17 protein-coding genes are annotated in these 20433 nt (G+C 72.8%); 9 read left to right on the top strand and 8 right to left on the bottom strand.

From position 1 onward, the window contains the following. Window positions 1-5: 5 nt before the first annotated feature. A complete protein-coding gene (locus tag JT362_RS22450; RefSeq protein ID WP_260193574.1) occupies window positions 6-1244 on the top strand; it encodes a glycosyltransferase family 87 protein in 1239 nt (412 codons plus the stop codon). A gap of 139 nt (window positions 1245-1383) precedes the next feature. Here JT362_RS22450 and JT362_RS22445 read toward each other — a convergent pair whose 3' ends face one another. After that, a complete protein-coding gene (locus tag JT362_RS22445) occupies window positions 1384-2538 on the bottom strand; it encodes a trans-sulfuration enzyme family protein (RefSeq protein ID WP_260193572.1) in 1155 nt (384 codons plus the stop codon). Between the two features lie 126 nt (window positions 2539-2664). Here JT362_RS22445 and JT362_RS22440 point away from each other — a divergent pair, with 126 nt between their 5' ends. The 5 genes from JT362_RS22440 to JT362_RS22420 all read left to right on the top strand — a co-directional run bounded on the left by JT362_RS22440 (window position 2665) and on the right by JT362_RS22420 (window position 7257). After that, complete coding sequence (locus JT362_RS22440; RefSeq protein WP_260193570.1) at window positions 2665-3639, top strand: thiamine pyrophosphate-dependent dehydrogenase E1 component subunit alpha; 975 nt, start codon at window positions 2665-2667, stop codon at window positions 3637-3639. Between the two features lie 24 nt (window positions 3640-3663). After that, the gene (locus tag JT362_RS22435; protein ID WP_260193569.1) at window positions 3664-4695 is read left to right on the top strand and encodes an alpha-ketoacid dehydrogenase subunit beta; all 1032 of its coding nucleotides are present in this window, start codon (window positions 3664-3666) and stop codon (window positions 4693-4695) included. Between the two features lie 10 nt (window positions 4696-4705). Continuing rightward, the gene (locus JT362_RS22430; RefSeq protein ID WP_260193568.1) at window positions 4706-5101 is read left to right on the top strand and encodes a nuclear transport factor 2 family protein; all 396 of its coding nucleotides are present in this window, start codon (window positions 4706-4708) and stop codon (window positions 5099-5101) included. Between the two features lie 5 nt (window positions 5102-5106). Beyond that, the gene (locus JT362_RS22425; protein WP_260193567.1) at window positions 5107-6540 is read left to right on the top strand and encodes a tryptophan 7-halogenase; all 1434 of its coding nucleotides are present in this window, start codon (window positions 5107-5109) and stop codon (window positions 6538-6540) included. A gap of 81 nt (window positions 6541-6621) precedes the next feature. Continuing rightward, window positions 6622-7257 (top strand): NAD(P)-dependent oxidoreductase, encoded by a 636-nt coding sequence (locus tag JT362_RS22420; protein ID WP_260193566.1) that lies wholly within the window; start codon window positions 6622-6624, stop codon window positions 7255-7257. Here the strand turns inward: JT362_RS22420 and JT362_RS22415 are convergent. Continuing rightward, on the bottom strand, window positions 7251-7640 hold the full coding sequence (locus JT362_RS22415) for a nuclear transport factor 2 family protein (RefSeq protein WP_260193565.1): 390 nt from the start codon (window positions 7638-7640) through the stop codon (window positions 7251-7253). The two genes, JT362_RS22420 and JT362_RS22415, sit on opposite strands and share 7 nt — an antisense overlap. A gap of 91 nt (window positions 7641-7731) precedes the next feature. Between JT362_RS22415 and JT362_RS22410 the strand changes: the two genes are divergently transcribed. The 3 genes from JT362_RS22410 to JT362_RS22400 all read left to right on the top strand — a co-directional run bounded on the left by JT362_RS22410 (window position 7732) and on the right by JT362_RS22400 (window position 15484). Further along, window positions 7732-8409 carry a DUF4386 family protein gene (locus JT362_RS22410; RefSeq protein WP_260193564.1) on the top strand — a complete coding sequence of 226 codons (678 nt, stop codon included), beginning with the start codon at window positions 7732-7734 and terminating at the stop codon, window positions 8407-8409. Window positions 8410-8536: 127 nt separating this feature from the next. Continuing rightward, a complete protein-coding gene (locus JT362_RS22405; protein WP_260193563.1) occupies window positions 8537-13813 on the top strand; it encodes a type I polyketide synthase in 5277 nt (1758 codons plus the stop codon). A 15-nt stretch (window positions 13814-13828) separates the two neighbouring features. Beyond that, window positions 13829-15484, top strand: a complete 1656-nt coding sequence (locus JT362_RS22400; RefSeq protein ID WP_260193562.1) for a (2,3-dihydroxybenzoyl)adenylate synthase — start codon at window positions 13829-13831, stop codon at window positions 15482-15484. Between the two features lie 56 nt (window positions 15485-15540). Here JT362_RS22400 and JT362_RS22395 read toward each other — a convergent pair whose 3' ends face one another. From JT362_RS22395 to JT362_RS22370, 6 genes are all read right to left on the bottom strand, one after another. Continuing rightward, window positions 15541-16398 carry an LLM class flavin-dependent oxidoreductase gene (locus JT362_RS22395; RefSeq protein WP_260193561.1) on the bottom strand — a complete coding sequence of 286 codons (858 nt, stop codon included), beginning with the start codon at window positions 16396-16398 and terminating at the stop codon, window positions 15541-15543. Next, on the bottom strand, window positions 16398-16778 hold the full coding sequence (locus tag JT362_RS22390; RefSeq protein WP_260193560.1) for a SchA/CurD-like domain-containing protein: 381 nt from the start codon (window positions 16776-16778) through the stop codon (window positions 16398-16400). The genes JT362_RS22395 and JT362_RS22390 overlap by 1 nt, the downstream gene beginning before the upstream one ends. 29 nt (window positions 16779-16807) lie before the next feature. Next, window positions 16808-17557 (bottom strand): SDR family NAD(P)-dependent oxidoreductase, encoded by a 750-nt coding sequence (locus JT362_RS22385; protein WP_260193559.1) that lies wholly within the window; start codon window positions 17555-17557, stop codon window positions 16808-16810. After that, entirely contained in the window at window positions 17554-18489 is a 936-nt protein-coding gene (locus JT362_RS22380) for an amidohydrolase family protein (protein ID WP_260193558.1), read from the bottom strand. The genes JT362_RS22385 and JT362_RS22380 overlap by 4 nt, the downstream gene beginning before the upstream one ends. 15 nt (window positions 18490-18504) lie before the next feature. Then, complete coding sequence (locus tag JT362_RS22375) at window positions 18505-18990, bottom strand: cupin domain-containing protein (protein WP_260193557.1); 486 nt, start codon at window positions 18988-18990, stop codon at window positions 18505-18507. Between the two features lie 117 nt (window positions 18991-19107). Continuing rightward, entirely contained in the window at window positions 19108-20361 is a 1254-nt protein-coding gene (locus JT362_RS22370) for an MFS transporter (RefSeq protein WP_260193556.1), read from the bottom strand. Between the last annotated feature and the right edge of the window lie 72 nt (window positions 20362-20433).

The following is a 20433-nucleotide window of genomic DNA, read 5'->3' as shown; positions in this document are numbered from 1 at the left end:
GCGTCATGGACGTTCGGACTCCCATCAGACCCGCCGGCTGGCGGTCCGCGCTCATCGTGCTCGGCGCGCTCGGCTGGTCGGTCGCACTGGCACTCCTGGCCCGGCGGCTGGTGGAGGGCGGGCCATGGACCACGTTCGACCTGCAGGTCTTCCATGCCAGCGGTACCGCCGTGTGGAACGGGGACAACCCGTACCTGTTCTGGCTCCCGCAGCGCGAGCTCAGCCTCGTCTACCCGCCCTTCGCCGGGTTGCTGCTCGCCCCGCTGTCGCTGCTGTCCCTGGAGGCCGTGCGGATCGTCTGGTTCACCGGGATCTTCCTCGCCCTCCAGGGTGCCGTCTGGCTCACCACCGGGTGGGTCGGTGTCCGGCGGGTCCGGGTGCGGCTCGGGGTCGGGCTCGCCGCCGCCGGTGCGTTCGTCGTGTTCGACCCGGGCTGGCAGGAGCTGTGGTCCGGTCAGGTCAACATGTTCCTCGCGCTGCTGATCGTCGCGGACCTGTGCCGGCGTGACGGGGCGCGCGGGCGCGGCGTCATGATCGGCGTCGCGGCCGGCATCAAGCTCACGCCCGGCCTGTTCATCCTCTACTTCCTGCTCACCCACCGGTTCCGGGAGGCGTGGACGGCGGTCGCGTCGTTCGCGGTGACCGTCGCCGTCGGGTTCGCGGTCATGCCGGGGGCGGCTTGGAGCTACTGGACCGGCCACGCCTGGGACACCGACCGGATCCACCAGGACCCCGGCATCTCCCTCAACCAGAACCTGCGCGGCATGATGGCCAGGCTGCTGCACGACCCAGACGTGTTCGTGTCCTGGCTGGCCGTCGCCCTGGTCGTGCTCGTCGGCGGGCTCGCCGTGTGCGTCGGGCTGCACCGGCGCGGGCTCGTCCGCGAGGGGGCGGTGCTGGTCGGGGTGGTCGCTCTCCTGGTCTCCCCGATCTCGTGGGCCTACCACTGGGTCTGGCTGGTGCCGGTGTTCGTGGTGCTGACCGCGCTCGTCGTGCGCACCCGGTCCCGGACGTGGGGCGTCGCGGTGCTGCTCGCCGCGGCCGCGTCCTTCGTCGCGCCCTACACCTGGGTCGAACCGTGGGTCCGACACACCCCGACCACGCTGGGCGGGCAGCTCGAGTCGAACTCCCTGACCGTCGCGGGGCTGCTGCTGCTCGCCGCGGGCGCGCTGGCGCTGTGGCTCCCCCGGTCGTCCCCACACGCACGGGTGCCGGATCCCGCGTCCGGACCGGCGACGCGGTGAGCACCCGGCCCGCGCGTCCCACACTCGCCGCAGGCACTGCACGGGCTCGGAGTCGACATCCGCCGCACGGTGCTCGACCGGGGGGCGAGTTGGCAGGTGCTGCGCAACGCCCTGTGGCTGCGGCTCTCGCCGCCCCGCCTCACCGGTTCGCCAGCGCCCCGGACACGTCCTCGATGAGGTCGTCCGCGTGCTCGATGCCGCAGCTGAGTCGGATCAGGTCGTCGTGCACGCCGGCGGCGGCGCGGGCCTCGGGGGTCATGCCCGCGTGTGAGGTCAGCGCCGGGCGGGTGACCAGCGACTCGACCCCACCCAGGGAAGGGGCCACCGCCGGCAGGCGCAGCGCCGACAGGAACGACTCCGCGGCCGGCACGCCGCCGGCCAGGCGGAAGCTCAGCATGCCGCCGAAGCCGGACAGCAGGGCCTTCGCGTGCGCGTGGTCGGGGTGGTCGCCGAGGCCCGGGTAGTTCACCACCGACACCTCGTCCCGCCCGGCCAGGAACTCGGCCAGCGCCATCGCGTTCGCGTTCTGCGCCCGGACCCGCAATGCGAGCGTCTTCAGACCCCTGGCCAGCAGGAACCCGGCGTGCGGGTCCAGGCTGCCGCCGTAGATGTTCAGGGTCTCGCGGATCCGGCCGACCAGCTCCGCGGAGCCCGCGACGGCACCGGCGACCAGGTCGGAGTGACCGTTCAGGTACTTCGTCGCGCTGTGGAAGACCAGGTCGAACCCGGCCGCCAGCGGGCGGAAGTTGACCGGGCTCGCGAACGTGTTGTCGACCACGCTGACCAGGCCCTCCGCCCGCGCGAACGACACCACCTCGGTCAACGCCCCCACCCGCATCAGCGGGTTCGTGATCGTCTCGACCAGGAACGCCTTCGTCTCCGGCCGGCGAGCGGCCGCCCAGGACGCCGGGTCGTGCGGGTCGACGAACGTGTACGTCCAGCCCAGTCGTTCGGCGTGCGCGGTGAGGAACCCGTGGGTGCCGCCGTACAGCACGTCACCCACCAGCAGGTGGTCGCCGGCCTTGAGCAGCGCGTGCAGGGTCGTGGTCACCGCGGCCATGCCGGACGCCGTGGCCACCGCGTCCTCCGCTCCCTCCAGCGCGGCCAGCTTGTCGTGCAGGTACGCCTGCGACGGGGTCGAGTTCAGCCGCAGGTACTGGATGTCGTGGTAGCTCTCGCCGGGCTCGGAGCGGAACACCGTGCCCTGGTAGATCGGGAACACCACCGAGTTGTCCGGTCCCGGCGACCGCTCGCCGGCGTGCACGGCCATCGTCTCGATCCGGGAATCCCGCACGGTGCGCCTCCTCATCAGTGTCGCGTCAGCCCAGCGTACGGGGGTGCGTTGCTCGACCTTCGAGGGGTAATTGCGCAAATCGCCCTAGCTTCCACCGCAGGCAATCATGTGGAAAGGAACCGTCTCATGGCCACAGAATCCGCCGGCACGCTCGGCCGCGAGGAACTGATCGAGGCGTACCGGGTGATGCGGACCATTCGGGCGTTCGAGGAGCGGGTCCACGCCGAGTTCGGCTCCGGTGAGCTGCCCGGGGCGGTGCACCTCTACGCCGGCCAGGAGGCGGTCGCCGCCGGCGTGTGCGGCGCGCTCGTCGAGGGCGACTACATCGCCAGCACCCACCGCGGCCACGGTCACGCGATCGCCAAGGGCTGCGACATCGGCGCCATGATGCGCGAGCTGTACGGCAAGGCCGGCGGCTCCTGCAACGGCAAGGGCGGCTCGATGCACATCGCCGACTTCGAGCGCGGGATGCTCGGCGCGAACGGGGTCGCGGCCGGCGGCGCACCGCTGGCCTGCGGGTCGGCGCTGACCGCGAAGATCCTGGGCAAGCGGCACGTCTCGGTCGCCTTCGTCGGGGACGGCGCGGCCAACCAGGGCTCCTTCGCCGAGAGCCTGAACCTGGCCACGGTCTGGCAGCTCCCGGTCGTGTTCGTCGTGGAGGACAACGGGTACGCGCAGGCCACCGGCACCCGCTACCACCTGCGTGGGCTGGACGTCGCCCGCCGCGCGGAGGCGTTCGGCATGCCGGCCGCCATCGTGGACGGCACCGACTACCTCGCGGTGCGCGCGGCCGCGGACGCCGCGGTGGAGCGTGCCCGCTCGGGCGGCGGACCCTCGTTCATCGAGTGCAAGGCCGGCCGGTTCTTCGGGCACATGGAGGGCTTCGACCAGCAGGGCTACCGCGGCGAGGGCGAGGTCGACCGGCTGCGCGCCGAGGACTGCCTGGTCCGGTTCACCGCCGCCGCCGGACTGTCCACCGAGGACGTCAACGGGGTCGACGTGACGGTCGAGGCGGCCGTCGAGGTCGCGGTCGCCGAGGCGAAGGCCGCGCCCGCCCCGGAGGCCGCCGAGCTGCTCACCGACGTCTACGTGTCCTACTGACAGCACTTGAGGGAGAGGAAAGAGATGACTCAGCCGCAACGGGTGCTGTCCTACCTGGATGCACTGAACGAGGCGCTCGCGCAGGAGCTGGCCGCCGACCCGTCGGTGGTCGTGTTCGGCGAGGACGCCGTCGGTGGGCACGGCTGCGACGGCACCATGGGCCACGCCTGGGGCCCGACCCGCGGACTGCACAACCAGTTCCCGGACCGGATCCTGGACGCGCCGATCACCGAGTCCGCGTTCGTCGGCGCCGCGGTCGGGGCCGCGGCGACCGGGCTGCGTCCGGTGGCCGACCTGCTGTTCGTCGACTTCGCCGGGGTCTGCTTCGACCAGATCCTCAACCAGGCCGCCAAGCTGCGGTACATGGTCGGCGGCAAGGCGGCCGTGCCGATGGTGCTGCGCTGCATGTGGGGTACCGGGATGCGCCGCGGCGCCCAGCACTCGCAGGCGCTGTACTCGCTGTTCACCCACATCCCCGGGCTGAAGGTGGTCGCGCCGTCCAACCCGGTCGACGCCAAGGGCCTGCTGGCCGCGTCCATCCAGGACGACGACCCGGTGATCTTCTTCGAGCACAAGCTGCTGTACTTCGGCAGCCGCGCGGTGGTCCCCGAGGAGCGGTACACGATCCCGCTCGGCCAGGCGAAGGTCGTGCGCGAGGGCGACGACGTCACCATCGTCGCGATCGGGCGGATGGTGAACGAGGCACTGGCCGCGGCCGAGCGGCTCGAGGCCGAGGGCGTGCGGGCCGAGGTCGTCGACCCGCGCACGCTGTCCCCCTTCGACTTCGACACGGTCTACGCGAGCGTGGAGAAGACCAGCCGGCTCGTGGTGGTCGACGAGTCCAACCCGCGCTGCTCGGTGGCCACCGACATCGCCGGCACGGTCGCGGAGAACCGGTTCTCCTCGCTGTCGGCCGCGGTGCGCACGGTCACCGGTCCGCACGCCCCGGTGCCGTTCAGCCCGGCGCTGGAGGACGCGTTCCCGCCCAACGCCGACAAGATCGTCGACGCGGTTCGTTCCACCCTCCCGAGTTCGGTAACCAGCAAGGCATCCTGAGGAGTTGACAATGTCGGACCACCCCAACGTCCAGCTGATGGAGAAGGTCTACGCCTCGTTCGGTGTCGGCGACGTCGAGACCGCCGCCACCTACTGGCACGAGGACTCGGTGCACCACTACCCGGGGCGCAGCCCGCTGTCCGGTGAGCACGTCGGCATCAAGGACTCCACCGCGTTCGCCAACAAGATGTGGGAGCTGACGAACGGCAACATGCGGATGGACGTGCTGGAGATCGGCGGCAGCGACAACCACGCGTTCGCCATCCTGCACACCCGGTACGAGCGCAAGGGCCGCGTGCTGGAGATGCCGTTCATCAACGTGGCGCGGATCGTCGACGGGAAGATCAAGGAGTTCTGGACCTACCCGAACGACGTGTACGCCGTCGACGAGTTCTGGAACGCGTGAGCCGGATGAGGATCATCGCTGTCGGAGCGAGCGTCACCGGCCTGGCCGCCGCGGCCGCGCTGGCCGACGCCGGTCACGAGGTGCTGCTGGTCGAACGAGAATCCGCCGCCCCGCCGTCCACACTGGACGACGCGGCGGACGGCTGGGCCCGGCCGACCGTGCCGCAGGCGGCGCACTCGCACGCCTTCGGCTCGCGCGGCACCAACCTGCTGCGCGACCGGCTCCCGGACGTGTACGAGGCGTTGCTCGCGGCCGGCGCGGGCACGCTCAACCTGGCCGACTACCCGCCGCCGACGCTCGGCGACTTCGAGCGCAAGCCCGAGGACGACGAGCTGAACATGATCACCGCGCGGCGCTCGGTGTTCGAGTTCGTGCTGCGGGAGCGGGCGCTGTCCCGGCCCGGGGTGTCGGTGCGTACCGGCGCCACGGTCCGCGGCCTGCTCACCGACGGCGGCCCGGTCCGCGGCGTGCGGCTGGCCGACGGCACCGAGCTGACCGCCGACCTGGTGCTGGACACCAGCGGCCGGAAGACCGCCGCGCCGCAGTGGCTGGACGCGGCCGGTCTGCCGGTGCCGGAGCAGACCAGCGAGAGCTGCCGGATCACGTACTACACCCGCTACTACCGCCGGCTCACCCCGGCGCCGCCCGGCCCGCTGAACCGCGGGTTCGGCGCGGGCGGGCTGTGGGACAGCTACACCGCGGTGCTGTTCCTCGGGGACAACGACACCTTCTCCATCTCGCTCGGCGTGCTGCCGGACGACAAGGAGATGAAGGCGTTGCGCACCGAGGAGGCGTTCACCGCGGCGATCCGGGCCACCCCGCTGCTCGCGGGTTGGGTCGCGCCGGGCAACTCCGAGCCGACCTCGCCGGTGTACGCGATGGGCGGGCTGGACAACAGCTCGCGGCTGGCGGATCCGGCCGGTGACCTGCCGGTCGGCTTCTACGGCCTCGGCGACTCGGTGTGCACGACCAACCCGGCGTACGGGCGGGGCGTGTCGCTGGCGCTGGCGCACGTGTTCGAGCTGGTCGACCTGCTCGCCGAGCACCCGACCGTGGACCGCGCGCAGGCCGCGCGGTTCGCCGGGGCCAGCAAGGCGCTGCTCGCGCCGTGGCTCGGCGAGTCGATCGCCAACGACCGCGGCCGTGGCGGGCTGTGGGCGGCCACGATCGCCGGCGAGCGCCCGCAGGCGCCGCCGCCCGGCGTGCTCACCTTCGGCGCGGTGGTCGGAGCGTCCACGAAGGACGCCGAGATCTGGCGCCGGGTCGCCCAGGTGATGATGTCGCTGGTGTCCCCGGCCGAGCTGTACGCCAACGACGAGATCAAGGAACGGGTCGGCAGGGCGCTGGCCGGCGGTCCCCCGCCGCAGCTGCCCGGCGCGAGCCGCGCGGACCTGGTCGCCGCCGTCCGGGCGGCCACCGCGGGCCAGCAGGCCGCCTGATCCGAAAGCCATGAGGGTCACCTTCGAGACCATGAGCGTCCCGAAGGTGACCTTCATGGCACACACCCGCGAGGAGGAGCCATGCGGCTGGCGGTGTTCGGTGCGACCGGCGGGACCGGGCGCGCGGCGATCGCGCAGGCCCTGGAGGCCGGCGACAAGGTGACCGCGCTGGCCAGGGATCCCGGCGCGCTGGCGGAGTTCGGCGACCGGATCACGGTCGTGGGCGGGGACGTGCTCGATCCGGACGCGGTCGGCCGGGTGGTCGCCGGCTCGGAGGCGGTGGTCTCCGCGCTCGGCATCGGCATGCACCGGCACGCCACAACGGTCTACTCGCAGGGCACCGGCAACATCCTCGACGCGATGCGCGCCGAGGGCACCCGGCGGCTGCTCGTGGTGTCCACGTCGTCGCTGGAGATCCCGCCGCCGAAGCACGTCGCGGAGTGGTTCCTGGCGCGGTTCCTGCTGCACCGGATCCTGGCCAAGCCGTACGCGGACATGGCCGAGATGGAGCGGCGGGTCCGAGCCAGCGACGTCGACTGGACCCTGGTGCGGGCCGCCCGGCTCACCAACGGCCCGGTCACCGGTCGCTACCGCACCGCGCGGAACGGGAAGCTGCGCGGCTGCTGGTCGATCTCCCGCGCCGACGTGGCGCACCACCTGCTCGCCCACGTCGGCGACGCGTCGACCTTCCGGTCCACCGTGGAGATCGCCTACTGAGCCCGCGGGGGACGTCCCGGCGGCGGCCCGAGCGGCCCGGACAGGTGGCAGTGCGCGATCAGCCAGCTCCCGTCGCGCCGGGTCAGCACGATCGTGGCCCGGAACTCGCCGTCGGCCGCGTGGCCGTGGTAGCTGCCCTCCTGCCGCTGCACGGCCAGCACCAGCGCGGTGTCGCCGTACTCGCGCACCTGCGTGTCCCGCAGCTCGAACGCCTTGGGCACGAGCGCGCCCGACCGGTAGCGGTCGATCCACTGGTCCTTGGTGAGTACGAACCCGAGCGGGCCGACGCCCTGGAAGTCGGCGGCCAGCAGGACGTCCAGCGCCTCCGCGTCGCCAACGCGCTCGGCGGCGGCGAACCGCTCGATGGTGTCGGAAACAGTCATGCCCCGACCATAGGCCCGGTCGTCTCGAGACCCACTCGACGGCGGGCCGGGAACCCTCGTGCCCGATCGATCCCGATTCTACGATTTGTCAATGACCACAACGGTTTCCCGTTCCACCAGCGGTGCGTCGGTCGCCGTCCCGGCACTGGTCACCGCGGGCCTGTTCGTCGTGAGCCTGCTCGCCGGCCTGGTGTTCGCCGGCGCGGTCTACACCAACCCGTTCGGCGACGACGCCGGCATCGCCGCGTTCTACGCCGGGCACCCGACGCTGGTGTCCTGGGTGGGCTTCCTCCAGTTCGGCACCGGGCTCGCCCTCGCCGTGCTCACCGCGACGCTGGTCGTCCGGCTGCGCTCGCTCGCGCCGGGGCTCCCCGCGCACACGGCGGTCGCCGCCGCCGGTGGCCTGGTCGCGGCGGCGTTCCTCGCGCTGAACGGCCTGGTGCAGTGGGTCCTCGCGCACCCGGGCGTGACCGAGGAGCCGGCCGTCCGGCGGGCCATGCACTACCTGTACTTCGGTCTCGGCGGGTTCGCGCACGTCGCCGCCGGCGCGCTGCTCGTGGGCGCGGTCAGCCTGGTCGCCCGGCGGGCCGCGCTGCTGCCCGGCTGGCTGTCCGCCGCCGGTCTGGTGATCGCCGGGCTGTCGTTGGCGTCCAGCCTCACCTTCGTCACCGAGCCGGCGACGACGCTCATTCCCGTCGGCCGGTTCGCCGCGCTGCTCTGGCTGGTCGCGGTCGGCTTCCTGCTCCCGGCGAGAGCGCGCGAGCGTTAGCTTTCCGGTTCGGCGCGGGTCGCTGTCGGGTCACTGTCCCAGCCCGTCCGTGATCACCGACCGATGCTCTCGGGACGTCCCTCACCGCAGACTTGCCGTTGGTGTGGTGAGGAGGACGAGAGCAACCATGGTGACTTCGAACGAAGCCGACCGACAGCCCGACGCTCCGGAGCCGGTGGCGATCGTCGGTATGGGCTGTCGGCTGCCCGGCGACATCAACTCACCCGAGGCGTTCTGGAACGCGCTCGTGGACGGCTTCGACGCGATCGGCGAGGTACCACCGGACCGGTGGGAACACTACGAGGCCGCGCCGGAGAACGCGGCCGCGGTGCGGAAGGTGTCCAAACAGGGCGGCTTCGTGTCCAACGTGGACGAGTTCGACGCCGCCTTCTTCGGGGTGTCCCCGCGCGAGGCCACCCTGATGGACCCGCAGCAGCGGATGACCCTGGAGGTCACCTGGGAGGCCCTGGAGCACGCCGGGATCGTGCCGGGCGACCTCGCCGGCACCAACGCCGGTGTGTTCGTCGGCGTCAACACCGACGACCACGGCCGCAAGCTCCTCGAGGACCTGCCCAGGATCGAGGCCTGGACCGGCATCGGGTCGTCCATGTGCGCGGTCGCCAACCGGGTGTCCTACGTGCTCGACCTGCACGGGCCGAGCATGGTCGTGGACACCGCGTGCTCGTCCTCCCTGGTGGCGCTGCACCTGGCCTGCCAGAGCCTGCGCCAGGGCGAGACCCCGGTGGCGATCGCCGGCGGGATCATGCTGATGGTCGCCCCGGGCCTCACGATGGTGATGGACACCGCCGGCGCGCTCGCCCCGGACGGCCGCTCCAAGTCCTTCGACGCCTCCGCCAACGGGTACGGCCGGGGCGAGGGCTGCGGGATCGTCGTCCTCAAACGACTCTCCGACGCCCGCCGGGACGGCGACCGGGTGCTCGCGGTCATCCGGGGCAGCGCGGTGAACCAGGACGGCCGGACGAACGGGATCATGGCCCCGAGCGGCGAGGCGCAGACCGAGATGCTGCGCGAGGCCTGCGTGCGCGCCGGGGTCGCCCCCGAGTCGGTCGACTACGTGGAGGCGCACGGCACCGGCACCCGGGCCGGCGACCCGATCGAGGCCGCCGCGCTGGCCGCGGTCTACGGCGCGGGCCGTCCGGTGGACCGGCCGTGCCTGATCGGCTCGGTCAAGACCAACATCGGGCACCTCGAGGCCGCGTCCGGAATCGCCGGGGTGATCAAGGCGGTGCTCGCGATCGAGCACGCGGCCATCCCGCCGAGCCTCAACTTCGACACGCCGAACCCGGACATCCCCTGGCCCGAGACCGGCCTGCGGGTGGTCACCGAGGTCACCCCGTGGCCGAGCACCGCGGGCGCGCGCCGGGCCGGGGTGTCCGGCTACGGCTACGGCGGCACGATCGCGCACCTCGTGCTGGAGCAGGCGCCCCGGCTCGACCAGCCGGTCACCGCGCTGGACAAGGGCACCGCGCAGCGCGTCTACCCGCTGTCCGGGAACTCGCCGGAGGCCGTGCGCGAGTACGCGGTCCGGCTGGCGCAGTGGCTCGGCGGCGACGGGCTGCGGGCCGCGGACGCCGAGCTGGCCGATGTTGCCTACACGCTCACCCGCCGGCGCAGCCACCTCGCGTACCGCACCGCGATCACCGCGACCGGGCAGGACGAGCTGATCGCACGCCTGCGGCAGGTGGGGGTGGACGAGCCGGGTGACGGGATCACCTCGGGCCAGCCGCTCGAGGGCGCCGCGAAGGGCCCGGTGTGGGTGTTCTCCGGGCACGGCTCGCAGTGGATCGGCATGGGCCGGGAGCTGCTGGCCACCGAGCCGGCGTTCGGGCGGGTGCTCGACGAGCTGGAGCCGGTCTTCCTCGACGAGGCCGGGATCTCGCCGCGCCGCGCGCTGCTCGAGGGCGACCTGCTGCACACCGACGTCATCCAGATGATGATCTTCGCGATGCAGGTGGCGCTGGCCGAGGTCTGGTACGAGCACGGCATCCGGCCGGCCGCGGTGATCGGGCACTCGGTCGGTGAGATCGCGGCCGCGGTCGTCGCCGGGATCCTCGACCTCGCCGACGGCGCCCGGCTCATCTGCCGCCGCTCGGCGCTGCTGCGTCGGGTCGCCGGCAACGGCGGCATGGCCATGGTCAACCTGCCGTTCGAGGAGGCACAGCGCCGCCTGACCGGGCACGACGGCGTGGTCGCCGCGATCTCCGCGGCGCCGAGCTCGACCGTGATCGCCGGCGACACCGCGGTGCTGGACGTGGTGGTCAAGCAGTGGACCGCCGACCCGGAGCTGCACGTCCAGCGGGTCAACTCCGACGTCGCGTTCCACAGCCACCACATGGACCCCCTGGTCGGCGAGCTGGCCGAGGCCGCGCACGACCTGACCGTCCGCGAGCCCGCGCTGCCGGTGTACTCGACGTCGCTGGTCGACCCGCGCGACGACGCGCCCCGGGACGGCTCGTACTGGGCGGGCAACCTGCGCAACCCGGTCCGGTTCGCCGGCGCGGTCGGCGCCGCGCTCGCCGACGGGTACCGGGCGTTCGTCGAGGTGTCCCCGCACCCGGTGGTGTCGTACTCGATCAACGAGGTGCTCGCCGCCGAGGGGATCGGCGACGCCGTGGTCGCGCACACGCTGCGGCGCAACCGGCCGGAGCGCACCACGCTGGTGGACAACCTCGGCACCCTGCACTGCACCGGCGTCCCGGTCGACTGGTCGGCCGCGTTCCCCGGCGGGCGGCTGGCGCCGCTGCCGGGGATCGCCTGGCAGCACCGGGAGTTCCGGGTCGAGGTGCCCGCCGCCGGTGTCCACACGCGACTGCACGACGAGGACAGCCACACCCTGCTCGGCTCGCCGCTCACCGTGAACGGGACCTCGACCGTGCGGTTGTGGCAGACCAGGCTGGACCACGGCAGCCGGCCCTACCCCGGCGACCACCCGGTGCAGGGCACCGAGATCATTCCGGCCGCGGTGCTGCTGAACACGTTCCTCGCCGCGTCCGGCGGGCACGTGCTGACCGACGTGTCGCTGCGCGTCCCGGTGTCCGTCGCCGCGCCCCGCGAGCTGCAGGTCGTGCACATGGACGGCTCGCTGCGGCTGGCGTCCCGGTTGCCCGGCGAGGCCGCCGAGCAGGACAGCGGCTGGCAGACGCACACCACCGCGGTGGTGCCGGCGGTGGCCGACCTCGGCGGGGGCGGCACGCTCGCGCTGGAGGAGCTGCGCAACCGGTGCGTTGAGCGGCTCGACCCCGACTACGTGGTGGACCGGCTCGCCTCGATCGGCGTGGCCGCGATGGGCTTCCCGTGGCGGATCAACCGGATCCGGCGCGGGCCGGGCGAGCTGTTCGTCCGGGTCGTCGCCGACCCGAACGGCACGTTGCCGCGTACCTGGGCGTCGATCCTGGACGCCGCGCTGTCCGCCGCGTCGGTGGTGTTCGACGGGCCGGCCACGCTGCGGATGCCGGCGCACATCCGGCAGGTGGTCGTCGGCGGCCGCCCGCCGGAGGAGGCGGTGCTCAGCGTGCGGGTGCAGCCCGGCTCGACCGACACCGTCGACGTGCGGGTCGCCGCGCCGGACGGCTCCGTGGTCGCCAGCCTCACCGGCCTGCGCTACGGCGTGCTGGACGGCGACATCGGCGCCCCGGCGAGCCCGCGGCGGCTGGTCCACGAGGTCGTCTGGCGTGCCCTGGAGCTGCCGAAGCGGACCCACGAGCTGGACCAGGTCGTGTTCGTCGGCGACACCGGGTTCGGCGGCGAGCTGGGCGCCTCGTTCGCCGAGGCCGGCGTGCCGTGTCGGGCGGTCACCGAACCGTCCGAACTGGACGGAGCGGAGGTCACCGCGGCCACCGCGGTCGTGGTCCTGCCGCGACGCACCGAGGACGCCTGGGACTCCTCGCTCGCCGCGACCTGGCTGCTCACCAGGACCGTGCAGCGGCTGTCCACCTGGGACACCCAGCCCGCGGTGTGGTGCGTGACCCGCGGCGTGCGGGAGGCCACCGAGCTGGCCGGTGTCGGCGACGCCGCGCTGTGGGGCGTCGGGCGGGTGCTCGGCGGTGAGCACCCCGGGCTGTGGGGCGGCATCGTCGACCTGGACGGCGCCGACCCGCTCGGCTCGGTCGGCATGCTCCGGCAGGTGCTCGCCGCCCGCCCGGCCGACGACGTGATCACCGTGCGGGGCACCGACATCGAGGTCGCCCGGCTGTCCCCGGTGGACGGTGGCGCCGACCGGCCGGGCGTGTCCTGCCGGCCGGACGGCACCTACCTGATCACCGGTGGCCTCGGCGTGCTCGGCCTGGAGGTGGCGCAATGGCTCGCCGGCCGCGGCGCCCGCAGGCTGGTGCTCGCCGGCCGCCGAGGGCTGCCGCCCCGGTCGTCGTGGAACACCGTCACCGACCCGAACCTGGCGAGCCAGATCGAGGCGGTGCGGGCGCTGGAAGCGGCCGGGGTGACCGTGCGGGTGGTGGCGCTGGACATCGCCGACCGCGCGCAGGCCGCGCGGCTGCTGTCCGCGAACGAGCTGGGTCTGCCGCCGATCCGCGGGGTCGTGCACGCCGCCGGTGTGCTGGACAACCGGATGGCCGCCGACGTCGACGAGGCGTCGCTGGTCACGGTGATGCGGCCCAAGGTCGCCGGCGCGCTGGTGCTGCACGAGCTGTTCCCGCCGGGGAGCCTGGACTTCCTTGCCCTGTTCTCCTCCGCCGGTCTGCTGCTCGGCCTGCCCGGCCAGACCAGCTACGCGGCCGGCAACGCGGTGCTCGACGGCCTCGCCACGCACCGCCGCGCGGGCGGCCGGACCGACACGATCAGCCTCGGCTGGACGTCCTGGCGCGGCCTGGGCATGTCGACCTCGTCGGCGGCCATCGACGCTGAGCTGTCCGCGCGGGGCACTGCCGACATCACCGCTGCCGAGGCGTTCCGCTCCTGGGAGTACGCGGCCCGGCACGACGTCGCGCACGTCGCCGTGCTGCGCACGATCCCGCTGCTGCCCGGCATGACCCGGCCGGCGCTGCTCGGCGAGCTGACCGCCGAGGAGCCGGCCGCCGCACCGGGTGGCACCGCCGCGCCGTGGGCGGAGCTGCGCGGCGACGACCTGCGCGAGTACCTGGTGCGCGAGGTCGCGGGCGAGGTGGCCGGCGAGATCAAGCTCGCCGCCGACGAGCTCGACGTGCGCCGCCCGCTGATCGAGATGGGCCTCGACTCGGTGATGACCCAGATCATCCGCAACCGGCTGGAGCGGACGTTCCGGGTCAGCCTGCCGGCGACGCTGCTGTGGAACCGCCCGACGGTCCAGGCCATCGGCGACTTCCTCGCCGAGCTGCTCACGCCGGACAGCGCGACCGAGCCGGGCGACGACGAACCGGAGACGCCGCTGCCGCCCGCGGTGGCGGCCTGAGGGAGGACCTTTCGGATGCATCGGGACGGAGTGACCCCCTGGCCGGCGGAGCTGGCCGAGAAGTACCTCGCCGAGGGCTACTGGCGGGGCCGGCCGCTCGGCCACTGGATGTGGACCTGGGCCGAGCGGGACGGCGACCGGGTGGCGGTCGTCGACGGCGAGGTGTCGATCACCTACCGGCAGCTGGCCGAGTACGCCGACGCGCTGGCCGACCACCTGCTCGACCTTGGCCTGCACGACGGCGACAACATCCTCGTGCAGCTGCCGAACACCTGGGAGTTCCTCGCGCTGTTCCTGGCCTGCCAGCGGATCGGGGTGGCGCCGGTGCTGGCCCTGCTCGCCCACCGCGAGCACGAGCTGCGCTACCTCGCCGACCTGGCCGACGTCCGGGCGATCGTGGTGCCGGACCAGTGGCACGGCTTCGACCACCAGCGGATGGCCCTCGACCTGGCGGCCACCCGGCCGCAGCGGTGCGAGGTGCTCGTCCTCGGCGAGCGGCACGACGACCCGGCGGTGGACCTGCGCTCGCTGCTGGAGCGGTGGCAGGACCCGGCCCGGCTGCGGTCCAGACTGGACGCGTCCGCGCCGGACTCCGGCTCGGTGGCGCTGTTCCTGCTCTCCGGCGGCACCACCGGCACGCCGAAGATCATCGCCAGGACGCACGACGACTACGAGTACAACGCCCGGTGCAGCGGCGAGGTGTGCGGGTTCGGCCCGGACACGGTGTACCTGGTGACCCTGCCGGTCGGGCACAACTTCCCGCTCGGGTCGCCCGGCATCCTCGCCACCCTGATCCACGGTGGACGGGTGGTGATGCTCCGCTCGCCCAAGCCGGAGGTCGCGTTCCCGGTGATCGAGCGGGAGCGCGCCACGGTGACCTCGCTGGTGCCCGCGATCGCGTACCGGTGGGTGGAGGCGGCGCCGGGCGGCGGGCACGACCTGTCCAGCCTGCGGTTGGTGCAGGTCGGCGGCTCGGTGCTGGACCCGGCGTTCGCGGCCAGGATCGGCCCCGCGCTCGGCGCGACCCTGCAGCAGGTGTACGGCATGGCCGAGGGGCTGCTGAACTACACCCGCCCGGACGACCCGGTGGACGCGATCGTGCGTACCCAGGGCCGGCCGATCAGCGACGCGGACGAGGTGCTGCTCGTCGACGAGGACGGGCGGCCGGTGCCCCCCGGCGGCACGGGTGAGCTGCTCACCCGTGGTCCGTACACCCCGCGCGGCTACTTCCGCGCGCCGGAGCACAACGCCAGGGCGTTCACCGAGGACGGCTGGTACCGCAGCGGCGACCTGGTGCGCTGGGACGAGACCGGCAACCTCGTGGTCGAGGGCCGGGTGAAGGACCTGATCAACCGGGGCGGGGAGAAGATCTCCGCTCCGGAGATCGAGGCGGTCGTCGAGGCGCTGCCGCAGGTCCGCCGGGCCACCGCGATCGCCCTGCCGGACCCGGAGTACGGCGAGTCGGTCTGCGTCTGCGTCGTCCCGCACACCGGCGCGGCGCTCACCCTGACCCAGGTGCGCGAGGAGTTCACCGCACGCGGGGTGGCCAAGTTCAAGATCCCCGAACGACTGGAACTACTGGCCGACTTCCCGCTGACCCCGGTCGGCAAGGTGGACAAGAAGGCGCTGCGCCAGCAGATCCTCACCGCAGCCGAGGGCCGGGCGGCCTGACCAGAGCACGGCGAAGGGGCCCATCGCGGACGATGGGCCCCTTTTCCGTTGTGCCGCTACTTGCCGGTGACCGCGCGGAGTTCCTTCAGCTGGTCGAGGTCAGCGCCGCACGGGGCGAGCAGGACCTCGTCGCAGCCGAGTTGCTCCAGGCGGGCGAGGGTCTCGGTCAGCTTCGCCTCGCCGACCGCGGCGTTGCGGAGGACGAGCTGCGCGTACGGCGGCGCGAAGCCGTAGTAGTCGGACAGGTACTGGTCGGCCAGCTCCTCGGCCCGGGAACCGAGCGCGAAGTACGTCAGCGACACCACCCGCGGCTTGCCCTCGCGGCCCGCCTCCTGCCAGGCCGCCCGGAGCGCGGCGAGGCCGCCGGCGAACATGTCCACCCCGCCGCCGCCGGAGATCCAGCCGTCCGCCACGCGGGCGGTACGGGACAGGGCGGCCGGGGAGTGGCCGCCCATCAGGATCGGCGGCGCGGTCACCGACGGCCCGATGCCGCCGGCGAACCCGCGCCGCTCACCCGACCAGATCGCCCGCAGCTCGGCCACCTGGGCCTCGAGCCGCTTGCCCCGCCCGCCCAGCTCGACCCCGCTGGCGCGGAAGTCGTCCGGCCGGGAGCCGGCCGCGACGCCGAGCACCAGCCGGCCGCCGGACAGCCGGTCGATGGTGGCCGCCTGCTTGGCGAGCAGCGCGGTGTTCGAGTACAGCGGCGAGATCAGGATCGACGTGGTCAGCCGCGCCCGCTCGGTGACCGCCGCGGCGGCCGCGAGCGTGGTGAGGCTGTCGTAGTTGTCGTACACCAGCCGGTCGAGCGTGGCCAGGCTGGAGAACCCGGCCCGGTCGGCCTCCCTGGCCCACTCGAGCACGTTCTCCGCGGTCGCGCCGCGGATCGCGCCCGGCAGGCCGACCCCGATCTCCATCAGGCGGCCGCCTCGTGCCCGGGAGCGCGCCGGTTGAGCACGTTCTCCATACCGGCCTTCTGGAAGAACGCCCGCGCGCCGTCCGGGGTGACCATGTCGCGCGGCTCGGTCAGGTGCTGCTCGAGCTGCTTCTCGAACTCCCGGACCTCCGGCTGGCGGCTCATGTGCGCGGCCACCAGCGGCAGCGGCCCGTCGACCTCGATCGCCCGGATCGCAAGGCCCTCACCGACGAACGCCATGGTGGCGAGCAGCCGCCCGACGACCTTGCCGTCCGGCCCGGTGATCTCGAACGTGGGCCGCCCGCTGTTGCGGAACAGCTCCTTGACGGCCTCCTCGCTACCCCGCTTGATCGGGTACTGCAGCGCGTGCCAGGTGGACATTCCTTGACCTCCGTTGAACGGGAACCTTCTCAATGGCTGGCTGTTACGCCGCCGTCGACGTAGATGACCTGGCCGTTGACGAAACGGGCCAGGGGCGAGGCGAGGTAGGTCACCGCGCTCGCCACCTCGTCCGGTTCGGCGAAGCGGCCGATCGGGATACGTTGTCGCAGGCGGGCGACGAACTGCTGGTTCTGCTGCGCGGCCTCCACGAAGTCGGTCCGCATGAACCCGGGTGCCACGGCGTTCACCGTGACCCCGCGCCCGCCCCACTCGGTGGCGAGCTGCTTGACCAGCAGGTTGACCCCGGCCTTGCTCGCGCCGTACGCGGAGAAGCCCATCCGCCCGCCCGCGTCGCCGCGGACCGACGACAGGTGGATGATCCGGCCGCTCCCGCGCTCCAGCATGTGCCGGCCGACCCGTTGCGACAGCAGGAACGCGCCGACCAGGTTGGCCCGCACGACCTCGGTCCACTCGTCCGGGTCGAAGTGCTCGGCCGGCACCGTGACCAGCTTGCTGGCCGAGTTCACCAGCACATCGATCCCGCCCCACGCCTTGTCCATTTCGGACACCGCGGCGTCGATGCTTCCCGGGTCGACCACGTCGAGCGCGAGCGGCAGCGCGGTGTGCCCGTTCGCGGTCAGCTTCTCCGCCAGCTCGGTCGCCTTCTCCGGCGACCGCCCGGCGATCGCCACCGCCGCGCCCTGCTCGGCGAACTGCTCGCAGATCACCGCACCGAGCCCGCCGTACCCGCCGACGACCAGGACCCGCTGCTCGCTCATGACGCCCTCCTCAACTCGACCTCGTCCAGCCCGAACAGTGCAGTCGCGTTGCCCCGCAACACCTTCGCCCGGTCCTCGTCGGACAGGCCGAGGGCGTCGACGGACGCGAGCGCGGCGTCCAGCGGGGTCGCCAGCGGCGGCGAGTCGGTGCCGAACAGCATCCGGTCCGGGCCGAACACCTCCGCCGCCGCGCGCAGCGCCGGCACCGACGGCGTACCGGTGTCGACGTACAGCGACCGCAGCTGCGCCGAGATCGGCGGACCGTCCACCCCGTCACGCCGCTGGGCCATGTCCAGCTTCTCCGCCAGCAGCGCGAGCGCGCCGCCGGCGTTGGGCGCGATCAGCTTCAGCCCAGGGAAGGCCCGCAACCGGCCGGCCAGCAGGATCGCGGCCACGCCCATCGTGATGTCGCACGGGCGCACCACGTGCTCGATCGCGCCGACTGCCTTCATCGCGTCCGCGGCGACCGGGACCGCCGGCGGGTGCAGCAGCACCGGCGCCCCGGTCTCCGCCGCCATCGCGAAGAACTCGTCGCTGCGTGAGTCGTTCAGGAACTCCCCACGCACGCTCGAGTTCACGATCAGCCCGACGAACTCCGGCCGGCGCAACAGCTCCGCCGCCGCGGCCACGCTCGCCGAACCGTCCAGCGGGTTCAGGTACACGTACCCGGCGAGCGCACCGGCCTTCTCCCGCACGGTCTCGGCGACCCAGTCGTGGAACCGGGCGAGCGCGTCCGCCGGCTGGGCGTAGTTGTCGATCCCCGGCACCGGCAGCATGGTGCCGGCGCCGACCGGGCTGCCGACGACGGTGGTGGTGATGCCGAGCGCGGCCTTGCGCTCCACCATGCCGTCGATGTCACCGAGACTCGGCGGCATCGGGAACTTCTTCAGCAGCTCGGGCGGCGTGACGTGCCCGTGCACATCGATGGTCATGTGCTCAGTCCCGCGTCAGTCTCGCGGCGGGCCGAGCACCTGGCCGCCGTACTTCTGCGTGGAGGCGATCACGTCGCCGAAGTCGGGGAAGGTGGACGGGTCGAACGCCGGGATCTCCAGCCGCTCCGCCGGCGTCCCGGTCTCGACGAACCAGTTCTCGTAGCCGGCCGGGGTGCCCAGCACCAGCGTGCGCACGGTGTCGGACTCGGCCTTGTACGAGTGCGGGATGTTCCTCGGCAGGAAGACCGACGAGCCGGCGGTGGCGTTGAACAGCTGGCCGCCCACCTCGATGCTCATCTCGCCCTCGAGGATGTGGAACAGCTCGTCCTCGCGGCTGTGCACGTGCACCGGCGAACCGTAGCCGCGGTTGCACGACATCTCGGCCAACCAGTACTGACCGTCGGTGTCCTCACCGGTCGCGCGGAACACGACCAGCGAGCCGAAGTGCCAGATGGCACGACCCTGCTGCGGTCCGCACAGGAACGGTTTGGTGTCGGACATGCTCACACCTACCCTCGACGCGTTGGAACTCAACGCTTTTCGTTCTACGGAGGGTGACTCGAGAGCCGCGCAACGCCGGATCGGAACCGTGTCCGACCCGGCGTCGCCCGCGTGCCGTCAGGCCGGCTGTGGGACCGTGCTCGACGGCGGAGCCACCTCGTCGCCGGCGGCCGGCTCGGGGGTGACGGTCCGCTCGACGAACAGCAGGACGGTGGCGAGCACCCCGAGCGCGGCCAGGCCCAGGCAGATGAACAGCGCCCAGGCGTAGCCCATCGACCCGGCGAGGCCGAGGATCACGCCGGCACCGGCGAACCGCACCGCGTAGGAGATGCTGGTCTGCACGGTGAAGTCCGACCCGGCGCTGTTCGGGCGGGCGTAGTCCATGTTGATCGTGTACATCGCCGCGTACCCGGCGGTGTTGAAGATGTTCAGCAGCACGATCGCGGTCAGCACCCACGCCATGCCGCCGGCCCACACCACCGGCAGCACCGAGGCGATCGCGACGACCTGGCCGAGCCCGTAGAGCACCAGCGCCCGCTTGCGGCCGAGCCGGTGGATCAGCATGCCGGCCACGATCGCCGCACCACAGCCGATCGCGCCGCCGAAGCCGTTGGTCAGCAGGCCGACCGAACCGACCGACACCCCGGCGTCGATCATGATCGGCACCAGCAGGCCGTACGCGCCTGGCATGCCGAGCGCCATCAGCGGGGTCAGCACGAACGCCCAACGGGCCGCGCCGCGCTGGCGGAACAGCGACCGCATCGACGGGCGCGGCGCGGTCGCGTCGACCCGCACCAGCGCCGGCTCCCGGTACCGGCGCACGCTGAGGATCGGCAGCGCGGTGCACACCGCGAGGGTGAGGATCGCCGGCGTCCAGCCCCACTGGTCGTAGACCACCAGCACCAGACCGCCGCCGATGATGTCGCCGACGAACCCCGCGCCGATCTGCACCCCGTTGATCCCGCCCCGGTTGCGGCCGGAGATCGAGCGCACCGCGATGGCGTCGGTGGCGACGTCCTGGGTGGCCGACAGGATCGCGACCAGCGCGAGCATGCCCAGGATCACCCAGATGTCGTCCACCACGTCGAACGGGATGATCCCCAGCAGGATCACGGCCATCATCGGCTGGGTCCACAGCAGCCACGAGCGGTAGTGGCCCCTGGTGGCCGAGCCGTACCGGTCGACCAGCGGCGCCCACAGGAACTTCACCGCCCACACCATGCCGAGCACGTAGATCGCGCCGATGTCCTCGAGCTGCCCACCGCGGTCGCGGGAGATCGCGGTGAGCGCGGTGAAGAGGAACCCGATCGCCAGGAACTGGCTCATGTAGAGGGGCACGAACAGGCCCCAGATCGCACGCTTGTCGTCCACCGGCTGCTCCACGCGTTCTCGTGACCCACTCGAATCCCGACGCAAGGGACCTTCCGGGGCGGCACTCGAACG

The organism is Actinophytocola gossypii (assembly GCF_025165815.1).
GTDB classification, from domain to species: domain Bacteria; phylum Actinomycetota; class Actinomycetes; order Mycobacteriales; family Pseudonocardiaceae; genus Actinophytocola; species Actinophytocola gossypii.
The sequence above is the reverse complement of the archived record's forward strand: the minus strand, read 5'-3'. Positions and strand labels throughout refer to the sequence as shown.

Bases quoted from the DNA above. Each gene is read 5' to 3' on its own strand.
- JT362_RS22405 (WP_260193563.1), top strand. From the start codon at position 8,537: ATGGTGACTTCGAACGAAGCCGACCGACAGCCCGACGCTCCGGAGCCG.
- JT362_RS22440 (WP_260193570.1), top strand. From the start codon at position 2,665: ATGGCCACAGAATCCGCCGGCACGCTCGGCCGCGAGGAACTGATCGAG.
- JT362_RS22390 (WP_260193560.1), bottom strand. From the start codon at position 16,778: ATGTCCACCTGGCACGCGCTGCAGTACCCGATCAAGCGGGGTAGCGAG.
- JT362_RS22395 (WP_260193561.1), bottom strand. From the start codon at position 16,398: ATGGAGATCGGGGTCGGCCTGCCGGGCGCGATCCGCGGCGCGACCGCG.
- JT362_RS22375 (WP_260193557.1), bottom strand. From the start codon at position 18,990: ATGTCCGACACCAAACCGTTCCTGTGCGGACCGCAGCAGGGTCGTGCC.
- JT362_RS22450 (WP_260193574.1), top strand. From the start codon at position 6: ATGGACGTTCGGACTCCCATCAGACCCGCCGGCTGGCGGTCCGCGCTC.
- JT362_RS22425 (WP_260193567.1), top strand. From the start codon at position 5,107: ATGAGGATCATCGCTGTCGGAGCGAGCGTCACCGGCCTGGCCGCCGCG.
- JT362_RS22420 (WP_260193566.1), top strand. From the start codon at position 6,622: ATGCGGCTGGCGGTGTTCGGTGCGACCGGCGGGACCGGGCGCGCGGCG.
- JT362_RS22410 (WP_260193564.1), top strand. From the start codon at position 7,732: ATGACCACAACGGTTTCCCGTTCCACCAGCGGTGCGTCGGTCGCCGTC.
- JT362_RS22380 (WP_260193558.1), bottom strand. From the start codon at position 18,489: ATGACCATCGATGTGCACGGGCACGTCACGCCGCCCGAGCTGCTGAAG.
- JT362_RS22400 (WP_260193562.1), top strand. From the start codon at position 13,829: ATGCATCGGGACGGAGTGACCCCCTGGCCGGCGGAGCTGGCCGAGAAG.
- JT362_RS22385 (WP_260193559.1), bottom strand. From the start codon at position 17,557: ATGAGCGAGCAGCGGGTCCTGGTCGTCGGCGGGTACGGCGGGCTCGGT.
- JT362_RS22415 (WP_260193565.1), bottom strand. From the start codon at position 7,640: ATGACTGTTTCCGACACCATCGAGCGGTTCGCCGCCGCCGAGCGCGTT.
- JT362_RS22430 (WP_260193568.1), top strand. From the start codon at position 4,706: ATGTCGGACCACCCCAACGTCCAGCTGATGGAGAAGGTCTACGCCTCG.
- JT362_RS22435 (WP_260193569.1), top strand. From the start codon at position 3,664: ATGACTCAGCCGCAACGGGTGCTGTCCTACCTGGATGCACTGAACGAG.